Origin of the sequence: Microcoleus sp. MON2_D5, from assembly GCF_036701905.1 — a bacterium.
Lineage (GTDB): Bacteria > Cyanobacteriota > Cyanobacteriia > Cyanobacteriales > Microcoleaceae > Microcoleus.
The window spans coordinates 1-16,665 of sequence record NZ_JAUBRM010000111.1; the positions used below are offsets into that span (position 1 = coordinate 1).

Sequence of the window (16,665 nt, forward strand, 5' to 3'; positions counted from 1 at the left end):
TTTTCTTGTTTTCTTGACCCTACATTAGATTCTTCTGAGTCCTTGTGTCAAGCCTAATTGAGATGCTCTTACCCTGCGAGCAAAGGAGGACTAAGAAATAAAGGGGGTATTAAAACCGGATTTGCTATTACATGGCACATCCCAAATCTACGGCAAACATCCTAGGCGTTGCTCATTTACGGTATGAAACGTTAAATATAGCCTTTCTCAGAAAGATGAGGTACAATAACAGCAGTGTGTAAACCAGTTAAAAATATTTGACGAGGTAACTTGTCGGAACGCAAAGTCTATGGCTTTTCCTAACTCTTGATAATTAGTAGTCTTGATAGAACGGAGAATGATTTTAAGTTTTGACCACAGATTCTCAATTGGTGAAAAATCTGGTGAATAAGGTGATAAGTATATTAATTTTGCGCCTTTCTTTTCAATCGCTTTTTTGACTTCTTCTCCCAGGTGAATAGGACAATTATCCATCACCACACAACCTGCTTTCCAGAGTTTTGGTACGAGTTTTCTGATGATAAAAGCTTCAAAGGTAATTGCATCAGTTCCACCTATTAAATTAACCGATGTTAAGATTTCATTTACTGACATTGCTCCAATTATGGAGACATTTTTGCCACGTTTAGTTGGTTTTGGTCCCTTGGTCCTTTCACCTTTTTGCATACCTAGCATATAACCTAACCATTGCCAAATTAACTCCCGATTCGTCAATGAATATTAAGTCTTTTAAACTAATCTCTTTAATTGTTTTCCAGAACTCACATCGCAGGATTTGAACTCGCTCTGTGCCTTTGCCTGAAGGGAATAGAGTTTTTTTTGACAGTAATGTCTAAGAGTTTTATCATTCTTCCTATTGTTGCTCTACTAACGGAAAATCCAATTTTCCCATAAAGTAAATAACGGAGTTCTTCAAGAGTTGCATCATCCGAAGCTTCCACCAATTCCGCCAAGATGAGTAGTTGCTCCGCATTCAGTTTGCCTTTGACTCCACATCGGTCAGTTTTCGGAGTAATGTTTTTTGTTTCACGATATTGTTTAAGCAATTTTTGTACAAAGCTCAAGGCTACAGAAAAACGCTTAGCTATTGCTTTTTGTGAGAGGGGTTCCGTATGATAACTATCTAGGATTTTTTGCCGAAAATCAATCGAGTAAGCTTTCATTTTTAACAATGTAGGATGTTTGGTACAAGTAAACGTGTTGTGAGTCAAGCAGATCGTGCTTTCAAAAAAATGTTATGATGTGTGGTATCGCTTTCGCGTGGCTTTACTCAACCATATAATTATAGTTCATTTGACCTGATCTTCTCTATTTTACTCTCACGAGTGAGTGTCAGTAACATGATACCTCATCTTTCTGAGAAAGGCTATATTTAATTTACACTACAGCTCACAGGATGGGTCGAAGTGGTGGCAAGAAAGCTAAAGATGCGGCCGGTACTGTAGCTGCTGTTGCTTATTTGTTTTATATCGCCGGCACTTATTTATTGCTGTATTTGTCGCGGACGCGAGAATATTTTGCCGACCATTTTGCAGCCGAAACAACCGGAAATCCCAACGCTTTGTCTCGCGCTTTGGTAAAAATTGCTTACGGTATTTTGGAAGAAGGACAAAGAGCCACCGAACCCAGCCGCTTATTAGAAGGAACTCGCGCTTTAGGCATTTACGATGCTAAAGCTGCCACATCTACTGGGACTGCTTACAGGATTTCTTCGGAACCGGAAAAGATTGGGCGAGTGTTTTTGTGGGATATGTTTAATCCCTGGGGTTGGTGGATGGAGTTGAACTCGACTCACCCGCTGACTGGTAAACGAGTTCGCGCTTTGAGCACTTATGCCGAACAATTAGGCTTGGATGTTGAGTTTGACATGGGCCGGATTGTCGGCGAAGGCAACGATTTGAGCAAGCGGAGATTGTACGGCAATTTTGTGTTCGATTTGCTGCTGTACAGTGCAGAAACTCTGGGCTTAGCGGTGGGTTGTGCGATCGGCATTTCGCTGTATGCTGTAAACCCGATGATGATGGTTGCTTGTCCTTTAATCGCTTTGGGTGCACGAATTTTGCTCAAGACTTGGGTGATGTTCCCGAATTACGAACAAGCAGAACATTTGGATGTTTTAACCTTAATGTCTGATCCTTACGCAAGTCCTTTGCGGGGTCAACCGGCGCAACTGCAAGGCGAATTAATTGGTCGCGGCGATGCGGGTTATACCTTCGGTTCTGATTTGAAATTGCAAGACAGAACGGGAATGATTTATCTGCGCTATGCTTCTCGTTTTGGGCCAGTTGGTAATTTTCTGTTTGGCATGAAACGGGTTGAAAGCTTGATTGGAATGGATGTTAGCGCTTTGGGTTGGTTCCGTCGGGGTGTTGCACCTTGGATGGATTTGATTCAGCTTGAAAGCGATAGCGGTACTACGGTTAAGAGTTATCACCGCTTCTGGTCTGTTGTGATGGGTATAGGGGCGATCGCGATCGGTATTGCCTCGCTATTTATATCATTTGCTGCTTGAAAGTTGACAGGTGAAACGTTTTAAGTTAAATATAATTCAGCTCGAAAATGCGAGCTTCTTTTTTTTTGTTACATACGGTACTATATAATTTAATACCGCTCTAAACTATCTTTTTTTATCAAAATAGTGAGTTGACGAACCGCTTTCGGCCTGTTAGCTACGCGGCGGGATAGCGCTTTTATCACAAAGAAAGGAAGAAGTAAAGAAGGAGATAGGTAATTTTAGGGTGGGAAGGGAGTAATTCAGTTATGAGCAAACATGACAATCAAAATTGCTACAATTAGTTTGTTGTTGATAGTATTAAGTTTAGCAGTCAGCAACCCCAGCCAAAAACTCAGGGGTAACTTAACAAAGTTGACCGCCCAGACGGAAAACAAGGAGAAAAAAAACGCCGTGCAAGATATTCTTGATGACAGTGCGAAATTAGAAAAAGTCGCTGGCAATTTTCAATTTATAGAAGGCCCGCTTTGGCATCCAGACGGCTTTTTGCTGTTCAGCGATATTCCCGCCAATATTATCTATAAATTAGCCTCTAATCAGCAAGTTGAGGTATTTCGCACCCCTTCGGGAAAAGCCAACGGAAATACTTTAGACAAAGAAAACCGCTTACTTACTGGCGAACACGAAAATCGTCGCGTATCCCGCACTGAAAAAGATGGCAAAGTTATCACATTGGCGGATAAATATGAGGGCAAGCGGCTCAACAGTCCGAACGATTTGGTTGTTAAATCCGACGGCAGCATTTATTTTACCGATCCGTCCTACGGTGTTAGTAAAGACCAGGAAGAATTGGGTTTTTACGGTGTTTACAGGTTGGCACCAGACGGGAAATTAACTCTGCTGGTTAAGGATTTGGTGCTGCCGAATGGCATTGCCTTTTCACCCGACGAGCAAAAGCTTTATGTCAACAACTCGGAAGCGGGATACATTGCCGTTTTCGATGTAAAATCGGACGGAACTGTGACCAACCAGCGGCTTTTTGCGGAGTTAAAAGATGCCGCCACTAAAGGCGGAGTTCCCGACGGTTTAAAAGTTGATTTAGAGGGGAATGTTTACAGCACCGGGCCGGGGGGAGTGTGGATTTTATCGCCGGATGGCAAGCTTTTGGGGAGGATTTCTGTGCCTGAGACGGCGACTAATGTGGCTTGGGGAGAAAGCGATCGCAAAACGCTTTATATTACGGCAAATACAAGTCTGTATCGGATTCGCCTTAAAATTGCGGGTGTGCGGCCTGGAAAATGATCTAAAATCGGGCGAAATTGAAAGTAAAGCGGTTTTTATTAGGGGTAATTGACGGGGCATGATATAATCGTAGGTTTGAGAATCAGTCATTCCCCATTCTTTAATCTCGAATCTCAAATCTCTAATGGTATTAATAGCTCGGTTGCACAAATTTCTAACTGCTACAGTCGATCGCAAATCCCGATCGCACACAATATTTTGGTTGACTTTGAGCTTGACATTTGCTGCACTTTATGGTTTTTTAGGACTCAAGCAAGCCTTCAGGGCCGAGTATATGGTGCAAGACGATGCGAGGCAGCACGTTTTCTGGATGATGCGGTTTGTCGATCCTGAATTATTCCCCAACGATTTCATTGCTAATTACTTTCAATCAGTCGCCCCCGCAGGATACAGCACGCTCTACAAATTAGCCGCAACAGTTGGCATTCATCCGCTATTTTTTCACAAAATATTGCCGCTATTTCTCGCGTTAATCTCGACTTATTACTGTTTTGGTCTTTGCCTAGAAATGCTGCCAGTACCGATGACTGGATTTATTGCATCTTTGCTGTTAAATCAGCATATGTGGATGACTGACGATTTGGCTTCTACAACGCCAAGAGCTTTTATATATCCGATATTTCTGGGTTTTTTATATTATTTGTCGCGCAGTTCGTTGCTGCCTTGTTTGGGAGCGATCGCGCTGATCGGACTATTCTATCCTCCTTACGCCTTGGTTGCTGCCGGAATTTTAGTTTTGCGGCTGCTATGCTGGAAAAACGGCGGTTTGCGCTTGTCGGGCGATCGAACTAATTACCTATTTTGCACTACAGGTTTGGGATTAATCTTTTTAGTAATGCTGCCCTATGCCTTAGATAACTCTGAATTTGGCCCAACTTATACCGCAGCAGAAGCGAAGCAAATGGCCGAATTTGTTCCCAGCGGCAGAAATGCTTTTTTTCGTCCCAATCCTAAAGATTATTGGTTGACAGGGCGGGGCAGCGGGATGTTTCCCAAGTCGCTGTTTACGCCTGTAACTCACTGTGTCGGGCTGTTATTTCCGCTGCTGCTGTTTTTGCGCTCGGCTTTTCCCTTAGCAAATCAGATTCAAAGCAAAATCTGGCTTTTGCTTCAGCTATTTTTAGCATCATCAGCGATGTTTTTTGCGGCTCACGCTACCATTTTTAAGCTGTATCAACCGGGTCGCTATACTGCCTACAGCTTGCGATTTATTGTTGTGTTGATAACTGCGATCGCCCTAACTTTAATTATCGATGGAGTCGGTTATTGGGCATCAACAACCGCAACAACATTTGATATAAAAAATCTAGTGGCACTAATTACGACAGCGATTATCGCTATCGCCGTTGTGTTTTATCCCTGCTTGGTCGAAAAATTTCCCACAGTCGGCTATGTAGAAGGTAAAATGTCGGGTTTGTACAAATTTTTTGAGCAACAACCTAAAGATATTTTGATTGCTTCAATCGCGGCAGAGACTGACCATTTGCCAACATTTAGTCAACGTTCAGTTTTGGTGGCAAAGGAATATGCAGTGCCGTATCAGAAAGGCTACTACAGCAAATATCGGCAGCGACTTAACGATTTAATTCGCGCTCAATACACTCCCGATCGAGCTGTATTGCAAAATTTTATTAATCAATATGGAATTGATTTTTGGATGCTCGATCACCATGCTTTGAGTCTTCAGTATGTAAAGGATGATGGCTGGCTAAATCAATTTGATTCTACACCGGAGGCGATGCTTTCTATCCAACAAGGAAAAATTCCAGCCTTAGCTTCAGCAATCACAAGTTGTACTGTTTTTCAAAATGAAGCTGTAGTGGTTTTGGATGCGCCTTGTATTGTGAAATTGACCCGTAATTAAGGCGAGGCCGAGCCTTGGGATATGCGTTCTCAGGAAGAGCCGGGGAACTAGAAATAAACGGGTTTCATAGCTAAAAATCTTGGTTTTTAGGTTGAACCGGAGCCAAGAAACCCGGTTTCTGACCCAAGAATTAATAGTTTAGTGATTTGTAGGGGCAATCCCCCTGCGGTTGCCACTCCTGAGAGGTAATATTACGGATATCGTGCAATTAAATAATCTCCGCAATCAAAGGTGAATATAAATCCGGGGTCAAGTTCGCAGACAATGAAAATTGCACAAAATCTCGATCGCCAATTATCTCTTTAACAAAAATATGGCAACACTTTACGTCAACCCGCAAACAGGCAGCGATTCCGCAGTCGGCACCCAATCGGCTCCATTCAAAACTATAGCCCGCGCGATCGCCCGCGCTGCATCGGGAAGCACTATTCAATTAGCACCGGGAACTTACAGCGCTGCTAGTGGCGAAAAATTCCCCTTGGAAATTCCCTCGGGAGTAAAAGTTATTGGCAATGAAACTAACAAAGGTAGAGGCATTCTGATTCAAGGCAGCGGCAAATTTGTCAGTCCCACCGCTGCAGGCCAAAATATCACGATACTGCTAGCAACTAATTCGGAATTGCGCGGAGTAACTGTTACTAATCTCGATAGTGGCGGCACGGGAGTCTGGATTGAGTCAACTTCTCCGACTGTGGCTAACTGCACTTTCACACTTTGTAAGGGCGAAGGCGTTTTTGCCACGGGCACTGCTAATCCTGCGATTCTCGACAACATATTTGTGGAAAACTCAGCCGCTGGGGTGATTATGGCGGGAACTGCTAAAGGAGCAATACGGCGCAATATTTTTCAAAAGACGGGTTTCGGCATTTCTCTGCAAGCTCAGTCGGCTCCTTTGATTGTTGATAACCAAATTTTGGAAAATCGAGCCGGTATCGTTTTAGCGGGGGAATCTCAGCCGATTTTACGCAAGAATCGCATTGAAAAAAATACCGAAGACGGTTTGACGGCGGGGGGGAAGTCGCTGCCAGATATTGGTACTGCTCAAGATTTGGGCGGCAATATTTTTCTGAATAACGGTGAATTAGACTTGCAAAACGCGACTGGGGTTAAGATTTCTGCGGTGGGAAATCAGCTCAATTCTTCGCGGGTGAAAGGTTTATTTGATTTGGGCAATGTGACGCCAACTCCGACTGCTGGCGGGCTAAAGTTTAGCGACATCAGCACGCATTGGGCGAAGGATTTTATCGATCGCTTGGCAAAGAGGAATATTGTTAGCGGGTTTCCCAACGGCACTTTTCAACCTTACGAGATTGTAACTAGAGCTCAGTATGCGGCTATGTTGGCGAAGGCGTTTGAATTGGTGCCGCGCCGTGAGGCGACGGTTTTTAAGGATGTGGCGGCGGATTTTTGGGCCAAGGGAGCGATCGACCAAGCTAATCGAGCTGGCTTTTTGGCTGGATATCCAGACAGCACGTTTCGCCCGGAGCAGAATTTGACTAGAGTTCAGGCGATCGTTTCTTTGGTAAACGGCTTGCAGTTGGCGGGGGGCAACCCCAATTCTTTGAGCGTTTATGTCGATCGAGCTCAGATTCCCAGTTTTGCCACCGACGAGATAGCAACCGCCACAGAGCGCAAAATCGTGGTCAACTATCCCGCGCGCGAAAAGCTTTGCCCCGCCCACGATATCACCCGTGGCGAGATATCCGCCCTCATCTACCAAACTCTGGTAGCCACAAACCGCGCCGATCCTATTAACTCTCCTTACATCGTCTAAGGGAATTGGGAGACAAGGGAGAGGATAACTTGGGGTACAAAGAACCAACCCATATCCCCTCGCCCTTGTCTCCGATTGCCTCACTCTCATCCACTCTCACCCACTCTCACCCGCTTCCACTCTCCCAAGTCTTGATTTGCGAGTACCCGAATCGTTTTATGATTAAACATTAAGAAATTAAGCAATCCTTAAGGTTCGACTGTCAGATTATGGCTAAAATTCAATTTTCTCGGGGTATAGACGAAGATGCTGTGCCCGAAGTGCGCCTAACCCGTTCTAAAACGGGAGCTCAAGGCACTGCCACGTTTATCTTTGAAAATCCCAAAGCTCTCAGCAGCACCAGTACCGAAGACATTACTGGAATGTACATGATCGACGAAGAAGGCGAAATCCTCACTCGCGAGGTTAAGGCTAAGTTCATCAACGGTCAGCCTGCTGGTTTGGAAGCTCTTTATCTAATGAGAAATCCCGCAGAATGGGATCGATTTATGCGTTTTATGGAACGCTACTCGGAAGCAAACGGCTTAGGATTTAGCAAGGCATAATTGATGGGGCATAGGGCATGGGGCATGGGGCATGGGGTATGGGGCATGGGTTATTGGTTATTGGTTATTAGTTATTTGATAATGAATAACTAACAACGAACAAATCACAACTAACTAATGACTTCTTCCCTCTTCCCTTTTCCTGATTCCCTCTTCCTTCTTGCTTCTTCCTTTTTCCTTCAACATCTGTTATATGACGCAAATTCCTCACCCGGACTTATCTAAAATAACCGTAAATTGCGCTATCATTACTGTTAGCGACACGCGCTCGGCTGAAACAGACAATAGCGGCTTGTTAACTAAGAAGCTGCTAAAAGATGCGGGTCACTCGGTGGTAGCTTACACTGTTGTTAAAGATGATGCGGCCAAAATTGTATTGCAAATGCAGGCTTTTTCCCAGCGTGAAGATGTGGATGCAATCATTTTTAACGGCGGCACGGGCATCGCTCCCCGAGATACGACTTATGATGTGATGGAGAGTTTGCTAGACAGGATTTTACCAGGATTTGGTGAGATATTTCGGTTTTTGAGCTATCAAGAAATTGGTTCGAGAGCGATCGCCTCTCGCGCCGTTGCAGGGGTGTATCAAGGCAAGTTAGTCTTTTCTCTTCCGGGCTCTAGCAATGGTGTAAAACTAGCTGTGGAAAAGCTAATTTTACCGGAATTAGTTCACTTGGTGACGCAGTTGCGCGGAGGGTGAGAGCGAAAGTTCGGTTAATTGACTGACCGAAATAAATTTGGTTACAAGTCGCCCGAGCATCGGTGGAGCGAGAAAAAAGCTTTGAATCCTCATCGCAAGCCCCCGGGTTTAGCAGTGAGGTCGCTTTCTTCAATCTAAAATCTAAAATCTAAAATCGACTGACTGCATTCACCGCAAGAAACGGGTGGCTTTGAGCCTACTCTATGGCTAAAGTAAGGAAACATCAAAATTCCCTTGACTTAGACTAGATGATTTCGATGCAGAATGCGAGTGTCTATGCTAGCGAAGATTATCACCGGATTGCTCGGGCGATCGCCTTTATGCGACAACACCACCTAAACCAGCCCAATCTGGCAACTGTGGCCCAACACATAGGACTGAGTGAATATCATTTTCAACGGCTATTTACTCAATGGGCCGGCATTAGTCCCAAGCGGTTTTTGCAATATCTGACAGTTGAATATGCCAAGTCAAAAATCACTCACACTAAAAGCCTTCTCGACCTAACCTTGGACGTGAGACTATCGAGTCCCGGACGATTACACGATTTATTTGTGAACTTAGAAGCAATGTCACCCGGGGAGTTCAAAGCAGGCGGAGCAGGTTTGCAAATTCGCTATGGCATTCAGGAGACCCCGTTTGGCAAATCTCTAATCGCGACAACTGCCCGTGGTATTTGTAATCTTTATTTCTTGGATACAACACAGGAACAAACCGCCGAACAAAGACTGCAATTGACCTGGAAAAGAGCTGAAATCATTCGTGATGACCAAGCCACTCAATCATTGCGCGACCTGATTTTCAATTCAGAAACTCTCAGCGAGCAAAAACCACTAACGCTCTTGGTAAAAGGCACTAACTTTCAAATTCAAGTTTGGCGAGCACTTTTGAAATTGCCATTTGGTGCGATCGCCACCTATCAAACTATAGCTCAAATGGTAGCACGCCCAACTGCTGCTAGAGCTGTAGGAAATGCGATCGGTCACAATCCGATTGGCTATCTAATTCCATGTCACCGAGTCATTCGAGAATCTGGAGAACTCGGTGGCTATTGCTGGGGAGTAGAGCGTAAAACAGTCATGTTAGGTTGGGAAGCTAGCCGTACAATCTGCGATCGCTCCCGATAGCATTACTATTTTTGCTAGTGGCCTTCGCAATCGATCGCAGATAAATTTCAGGCTGCAAGGTCGATCGAGGACTTCGGAGTATGTCAAAATACACTAGAAATATTGTGTATCGCCAGTTTTGCAATGACGCTGCCTACCGGATCTCGTTCTCCTGCTCTGTTCCAAACGCTTTCGCTGGTAGCTGACCCGATCGCATTTTTCGATCGCTACTCTGCCAAATACGGCGATACATTTACCGCCCGCGTGTTGGGGCCCTCTTCGCCCCCCGTGGTGTTTCTGGGCAGTCCAGAAGCGATTCAGGCGGTGTTTACGACGTTAGCCGATGCCTTTGAGTTTGGCAAAGTGACCAACGTATTTCGCCCGCTGGTGGGAAATGAATCCCTAATTATGAATGAAGGGCCGCGACATCTGCGACAGCGACAGCTATTAATGCCCGCGCTGCATCGGGAACAGTTGCACAGTCAAGGACATTTGATTGTTGATTTGACGAAAAAGCAGACGATCGACTGGAAAGCCCCAGATGCGATCGCAGTCCGCGAAGAAATGTCAGAAATTTCGCTGCAAGTAATATTGCAAGTCGTCTTTGGATTAGTGCCGGGAGAGCGCTACGAACAACTGAAACAATTGCTCAGCAAGCTTTTAGAGGCGATTACCTCTGAGCTGTACTCCATGCAATTTTTCTTTGAACCGTTGCAGCAAAATTTAGGGCCTTGGAGCCCGTGGGGGCAGTTTTTGCAGCAGATGGCGCAGATTGACTCGCTGATTTATGCGGAAATTGCCGAGAGGCGATCGCATTCTCTCGATTCGTCTCGCACGGATATTCTGTCAGTGTTGATGATGGCCCGCGACGACAGCGGCGAATCCATCGGCGATCGAGAATTGCGCGATCAGTTGATGACGCTGTTGTTGTTGGGACATGAAACGACTGGATCGGCCTTGACTTGGGCGTTTTACTGGCTGCATCAGTTTCCCGAATGTCTCGCTAGATTGCGGCAGGAATTGGATGAACTGGGCGAAAATCCCGATCCGATCGCCCTTTCGCAGTCGCCCTACTTAACAGCAGTCTGCAAGGAAGCGCTGCGGGTTTATCCAATTGCCTTAATTTCGCAGCCGCGCAAGGTGAAACGGACGATCGAACTCGAAGGCTATACATATCAACCGGGAACGATTTTAATCCCCTGTGTCTATTTGGCCCACCGTCGGCCTGAAACCTACGAAAATCCCGCTCAATTCAATCCGGATCGCTTTTTAGAACGCAAGTTTTCCGCCTCTGAATTTTTACCGTTTGGAGGCGGGAGTCGAAGCTGCATCGGGATGGCGTTATCGATGTTTGAAATGAAACTTGTTTTAGCAACGGTGCTGTCTTCGCGTGAGTTTGTATCGAATCTCGATCGGCCAATTCGTCCGGCGCGCCGGGGAATCACCTTTGTACCACCCGATCGATTTCGATTAACGGTTGTGGGCGATCGGCGTTAGATTCAGTGAAACACCGTGCCAAGCAAGATATGTTATTCGATGAAAATCCCAGCAACTTTGTCTCCATTCATAGTCATGTGTGCCACAAATTCATCTCCACCATCTTCAAAACTCAGCTTCCACAAATAAATCGGAGAATTACCTTGTTTTATCTCACCAAAATAATTAATTGAGTATCCCTTTTGCAGGCGGGAAGCAAGCTGCTCGCTAACATCGTCAAACATTTTTTGTGTAATGCTCGTTTTGTAGCCTGCATCACCGACTGTAGTAAAAAGCTCGTAATTCTTCGATGCAGTAGCATCCAAGATAACCTGCAAACAATCGATGACGTTTTGAGAGGGGGCTGTCGGGTTCATGAAGATGTCCTACTTTTAGGGTTCTATCAAAATGTCTAACAAATGGCGCTGTGAATAGCTTCTACGCCTGTCTAATATCAAATCCGGTAGCATCGCAATTTTTTATCATTAGGGGGCGCGGTCGCAGAAATTTTTAAATCCACAGATTAGACTATTTACACTCACGCACCGCCCCAAGGATTGAATAATATCTATGCAACTTTACCATTTATAGCAGTTTTCAATCGAATTAAATAAATACAGCTTTAGACACGGCAGTGCCGTGTCCTACCCGATATCTGTACTTCACTCTACTGAAAACCGCTATATTGCCTTAGCAACAATAGTCCGGTGTCGGACTGTATTGCAAGTGATTGTCGGCTGTGCAAAACCGGAATCAACTAAAGCTTGCTCGATATCCAACCCAAAATACTGATCCAAATAAGGTTCCGTACTCTTGAGCAAAGTCAAAATGTAAGGAGGCATTTTGGCATAAACTTCCGACTGAGGATTCATATCCATAATTGTCAAATGTCCGCCAACACGTAGCAAACGCCTCGCTTCCCGGAATATTTCTCTAGTAGCTTTCTGCGGCAATTCGTGACAAACTAAACAAATAGAAACTAAATCAAAAGCAGCCGTCGGCAAACCCGTAGATTCCGCAGCAGCGTGAACCCAAGTCGGAGATTTTTCATTTAAAGATTCAGCTTCTCGCTGTTGAGAACGGTATTTAGCAACTGCTAAAAAATAAGGCGACAACTCCACCCCAGTCATCTTCGCTTCCGGGTAAACCTCCCCAAGAGCAAAGGTACTCATTCCCACGCTGCATCCCAAATCAACAATATCTTGCGGTGAAGAAGCAATTTGAGATTTGATGACTTCGTGATAGCTGGCACGGAGTTTAGCATCGCCTTCTGCACCCGCTTCCGGCCAAATTCCGGCGTGAACTGTACGGGCGGCAACTTCAACTTCTGTAGCAGCTTCCCAACTCATATTACCTTTTTCATAAGCGTGGAATGAAGTTAGATAATATTTCGGGTAAACAAGATCGGGATTTTGGACGCTGAGCAATTCTGCATCCCAATTTCGAGCTAAAAGTGCTTGGGAGTCTTGTCGCCAATGCACTCCGATTTTTTCGGCTCTTTTTATCATCATTTCCCGCGCTTGGTGCTTGGCTAGATTAGCCAAAGGCTTGATGGAAAGTACGCCATTTACTAAGCGCGAGGCTAATCCCGGAGTTGTGTTAATTGCAAGAGTCATATTTTATCTTTTTCTATTTTGCGCCATCCATTTTAACACATTTAGGCGATTTTGAGTCTGTCAATATAATGAAACTTAACTTTGTGCTGGCGAGTGAAATGCAAATGTTTTGTGGAAAAGACTTTTTTTAAATGAACCGCTGGGGGCGCAGAGAACGCAGAGTTAGAGAAGAGAGAAAAGCTCTGAAGATTGCCAAACTGGATCGGGTGGTCTAATATTTATTTGTGCTTACCTACTTAGTTCTGGGGAATTAATCTGGAATCTGGAATCGGATTTGCCGAAGTTGGAGTATTTGATAGAACACTTTAAATCTGGCTATTCAGGAGTTTGTGATGAGCAAATCTATTGTGGAATTGGTTGACAATTTGCCGTCTAATGGCGTCACTGTGAAGATGTTAAAATCTCTCGATTTTGTAGTTCCGGGGGAGTGGAACAATCTCACGGGTTTTGATAATACTATTCAAGCGGTCACAGGGGAAACAAAGCGCAAATTAGTTGGGAAAATTCGCGATCGCGCGATCGAGCTTTACGCTAACCCCAACGAGCCATATCAAGGCGTAGTCAGGCTTTACCAGTTAGCAGACAGCGCCGACAGTGCGTTAGGTGCAACGGCTATGGCGAATAAAATCGGCGAAAACATCGGCTTTCTTTCCTTTCTCAACCGCCTCACTCCCAAAGCTGACACCACTCAAACGATCGACTTGTGCGTCAAAGTGGCGATCGAGCTAATTGCCTTCTGCAAACTTAATAATATTTCCCTTGACAATGTGGGAAGCTTTGGTAATTATTTATCCCATTACAAAGGCGAATCTGTGATGCGGATGGCTGCTTTAGTGTGTGCTGACGGTTTAATTCCCCTTGGCCCGGACTTCATTCGAGTAGCACAAAATACCATAGGCGGATTGAATCCTTCAACCTTGCAGCAAAACTCAACATTCCAAAATATCAGCAACCTAATTCCCGGCGCAAATAATTCACAAAAGTTCGGATTTGTGACAGCAACTTTCGCCTCAGCGCAAGGTTGGATGAACAATTTAGTACAGTCTCGCGGCTTAACTCCCGCCATAGTTTTGGGCCATCTCAAGCAATACGTTGATGTTACCGATGACAAATTGGATTATGTCGCCGCGTTTTTAGACATGACTACCAATTATTACGAACATACGGGAATTCAGACGGTTGCTCGCCGATTGATAGATCGAGCTTATGCTGAAATAGCCTCTGGCAGATCCTAGAAAAATCGTTCCCAGGTGAGGGAACAGAGCGAGGCAGAGCCTCTGGATCTGCGTTCCCAGGCTCTGCCTGGGAACGAGGGAACAAACTTGAGTTAAAATAAGCAGATTATGTTTAGCAAACCTCTTTTAATCGCATTGTGAAAAACAAATCGCTTCCTTCATCCGTAACAGTCAAGCTCGGCAAATTTGTCTGGACATCAATGTGGCAATTAATGATGTCAAAACTAGCGCCGCCCGATCGCACCGGAGCATACATTCGCCCCAGCAGCAGTTTCCGCAACTTTGTCAGCACAGCACCAGACAACCCTCACGGGCCCGCTGCGGGACGGTATCGCCTCTTCGTGGGTACGGGATGCCCTTGGGCGCACCGCACTCTGGTGACGAGGGCGCTCAAAGGGCTGGAAGATGCGATATCGGTGTCGATTGTCTATCCCTCTGAAGGGGGAATGTGGGTGATGGAGTCGGAGGCTTTTGGCTGCAACACGATGCCCGAACTTTACCAGTTGGCTTTACCGGGCTATCAGGGGCGGTGTACAGTGCCGGTGCTGTGGGATGACTCGAAAAAGACGATCGTCAATAACGAGAGTTCGGAAATTATTGTGATGCTAAACTCGGAGTTTAACGAGTTTGCTAGCAATCCTCAAATGGATCTTTATCCTCTGGATTTGCGATTGCAAATTGACGAGTGGAATGAGAAGATTTACCAATCGGTGAATAACGGCGTTTATCGCTGCGGTTTCGCGCAATCTCAAGCTGCTTATGACTCGGCTTGCAGTGAATTGTTTGCTGTTTTAGACGAGATCGATCGCTCGCTCTGGAGGAGTCGTTACCTTTGTGGCGATCGGGTGACATTAGCAGACGTGCGGCTTTTTACTACTCTATTCCGTTTTGATGCCGTTTACTACAGCTTGTTCAAATGCAATGTGCGCCGCATTCAAGATTACGAGCATTTGGGAGCTTATCTGCGCGATTTGTACCAGTTGCCGGGAGTTGCTGGCACTTGCGATTTGGAGGCTGTGAAGCGCGATTATTACGGCAATTTGTTCCCGCTGAATCCCGGCTGCATTATCCCCGCTGGGCCCGATCCGGCGAGTTTGCTCAAAGCTCACGATCGACAAAATATTGATGTTATTTTGAAGTGAGATTAAGCAATATTCAAAATCAAATCATGTCTGGCGATCGCCCGAGTCATCTCAAAAGGCGATCGTACTTATATACAAAAATCAAAACAAGGAATTGGCAATGTTAGGAAATAAGGGCGATCGGGCAGCACAGCAACGCATTGAACAGGCACGGCGAGAGGGAGCAATAGCACTCGATTTAGGGGGTCTAAAACTGAGGGAACTGCCAGAGGCGATCGCATCCCTCACCCAGTTGCAACGGCTTTACCTCTCCAACAACCAACTGACGGAACTACCAGAGTCGATCGCATCCCTCACCCAGTTGCGACAGCTTTACCTCTCCAACAACAAACTGACGGCAGTTTCAGAGTCGATCACATCCCTCACCCAGTTGCAACTGCTTTACCTTGACAAGAACCAACTGAGGTCACTGCCAGAGGCGCTCGCATCCCTCACCCAGTTGCAACGGCTTGACCTCGACAACAACAAACTGACGGCAGTTTCAGAGGCGCTCGCATCCCTCACCCAGTTGCAACGGCTTGACCTCTCCTACAACCAAGTGACGGAACTACCAGAGTCGATCGCATCCCTCACCCAGTTGCGACAGCTTTACCTCTACAACAACCAACTGAGGGAACTGCCAGAGGCGCTCGCATCCCTCACCCAGTTGCAAAAGCTTCACCTCTACAACAACCAACTGAGGGAACTGCCAGAGGCGCTCGCATCCCTCACCCAGTTGCAACAGCTTTACCTCTCGTACAACCAACTGACGGAACTACCAGAGGCGCTCGCATCCCTCACCCAGTTGCAACGGCTTGACCTCTCCTACAACCAACTGACGGAACTACCAGAGGCGCTCGCATCCCTCACCCAGTTGCAACGGCTTGACCTCGACAACAACAAACTGACGGAAGTGCCAGAGGCGATACGCTCCCTCAACCAGTTGCAACAGCTTTACCTCTCCTACAACCAACTGACGGAAGTGCCAGAGGCGATACGCTCCCTCACCCAGTTGCAACAGCTTGATCTCCACAACAACCAACTGACGGAACTGCCAGAGGCGCTCGCATCCCTCACCAGGTTGCAACGGCTTGACCTCTCCTACAACCAACTGACGGAACTGCCAGAGGCGCTCGCCTCCCTCACCAGGTTGCAACGGCTTTACCTCTCCAACAACCAACTGACGGAACTGCCAGAGGCGCTCGCATCCCTCACCAGGTTGCAACGGCTTTACCTCTCCAACAACCAACTGAGGGAACTGCCAGAGTCGCTCGCATCCCTCACCCAGTTGCAACGGCTTTACCTCTCCAACAACCAACTGAGGGAACTGCCAGAGGCCCTTGCATCCCTCACCCAGTTGCAACGGCTTGATCTCGACGACAACCCTCTCAATCCTGGGGTGCATCTCACTTTTGCAAATATATGAAAAAAGCGCCAAAATGAAAAAGCTAGTAAAACTGTGAAAAAAGATGAG

Annotated in this window: 13 protein-coding genes and 1 pseudogene; 11 read left to right on the forward strand and 3 right to left on the reverse strand. The window is 46.0% G+C overall.

Features of this window, described 5'->3' with window-relative positions; translation table 11 throughout:
* Positions 1–207 precede the first annotated feature (207 nt).
* Positions 208–1,163 (reverse strand): annotated as a pseudogene (locus QUA47_RS26975) (IS630 family transposase).
* 233 nt (positions 1,164–1,396) lie between these two features.
* Here QUA47_RS26975 and QUA47_RS26980 point away from each other — a divergent pair.
* The 8 genes from QUA47_RS26980 to QUA47_RS27015 all read left to right on the forward strand — a co-directional run bounded on the left by QUA47_RS26980 (position 1,397) and on the right by QUA47_RS27015 (position 11,240).
* Complete coding sequence (locus tag QUA47_RS26980) at positions 1,397–2,512, forward strand: M48 family metalloprotease (protein WP_333433026.1); 1,116 nt, start codon at positions 1,397–1,399, stop codon at positions 2,510–2,512.
* Between the two features lie 258 nt (positions 2,513–2,770).
* The gene (locus QUA47_RS26985; RefSeq protein ID WP_333433027.1) at positions 2,771–3,754 is read left to right on the forward strand and encodes an SMP-30/gluconolactonase/LRE family protein; all 984 of its coding nucleotides are present in this window, start codon (positions 2,771–2,773) and stop codon (positions 3,752–3,754) included.
* A 124-nt stretch (positions 3,755–3,878) separates the two neighbouring features.
* Entirely contained in the window at positions 3,879–5,618 is a 1,740-nt protein-coding gene (locus QUA47_RS26990; RefSeq protein ID WP_333433028.1) for a hypothetical protein, read from the forward strand.
* Positions 5,619–5,931: 313 nt separating this feature from the next.
* On the forward strand, positions 5,932–7,392 hold the full coding sequence (locus QUA47_RS26995) for a DUF1565 domain-containing protein (RefSeq protein ID WP_333433029.1): 1,461 nt from the start codon (positions 5,932–5,934) through the stop codon (positions 7,390–7,392).
* 209 nt (positions 7,393–7,601) lie between these two features.
* Positions 7,602–7,937: a photosystem II reaction center protein Psb28 gene (psb28, locus tag QUA47_RS27000; RefSeq protein WP_006632697.1), complete on the forward strand. Its 336-nt coding sequence runs from the start codon at positions 7,602–7,604 to the stop codon at positions 7,935–7,937.
* 193 nt (positions 7,938–8,130) lie between these two features.
* Positions 8,131–8,637 (forward strand): MogA/MoaB family molybdenum cofactor biosynthesis protein, encoded by a 507-nt coding sequence (locus QUA47_RS27005; RefSeq protein ID WP_006632696.1) that lies wholly within the window; start codon positions 8,131–8,133, stop codon positions 8,635–8,637.
* Positions 8,638–8,894: 257 nt separating this feature from the next.
* A complete protein-coding gene (locus tag QUA47_RS27010) occupies positions 8,895–9,764 on the forward strand; it encodes a methylated-DNA--[protein]-cysteine S-methyltransferase (protein WP_333433030.1) in 870 nt (289 codons plus the stop codon).
* Between the two features lie 123 nt (positions 9,765–9,887).
* Entirely contained in the window at positions 9,888–11,240 is a 1,353-nt protein-coding gene (locus QUA47_RS27015; RefSeq protein WP_333433031.1) for a cytochrome P450, read from the forward strand.
* A gap of 32 nt (positions 11,241–11,272) precedes the next feature.
* Here the strand turns inward: QUA47_RS27015 and QUA47_RS27020 are convergent, their stop codons facing one another.
* Positions 11,273–11,596, reverse strand: coding sequence for a hypothetical protein (locus tag QUA47_RS27020; RefSeq protein ID WP_333167246.1), 324 nt, complete (start codon positions 11,594–11,596; stop codon positions 11,273–11,275).
* A gap of 303 nt (positions 11,597–11,899) precedes the next feature.
* Positions 11,900–12,835, reverse strand: a complete 936-nt coding sequence (locus tag QUA47_RS27025) for a class I SAM-dependent methyltransferase (protein WP_333433032.1) — start codon at positions 12,833–12,835, stop codon at positions 11,900–11,902.
* A 332-nt stretch (positions 12,836–13,167) separates the two neighbouring features.
* Here QUA47_RS27025 and QUA47_RS27030 point away from each other — a divergent pair, with 332 nt between their 5' ends.
* From QUA47_RS27030 to QUA47_RS27040, 3 genes are all read left to right on the forward strand, one after another.
* Positions 13,168–14,070 (forward strand): hypothetical protein, encoded by a 903-nt coding sequence (locus QUA47_RS27030; RefSeq protein ID WP_333433033.1) that lies wholly within the window; start codon positions 13,168–13,170, stop codon positions 14,068–14,070.
* A gap of 200 nt (positions 14,071–14,270) precedes the next feature.
* Entirely contained in the window at positions 14,271–15,212 is a 942-nt protein-coding gene (locus QUA47_RS27035; RefSeq protein WP_333433035.1) for a glutathione S-transferase C-terminal domain-containing protein, read from the forward strand.
* 100 nt (positions 15,213–15,312) lie between these two features.
* A complete protein-coding gene (locus QUA47_RS27040; protein WP_333433034.1) occupies positions 15,313–16,617 on the forward strand; it encodes a leucine-rich repeat protein in 1,305 nt (434 codons plus the stop codon).
* The last annotated feature ends 48 nt before the right edge of the window (positions 16,618–16,665 follow it).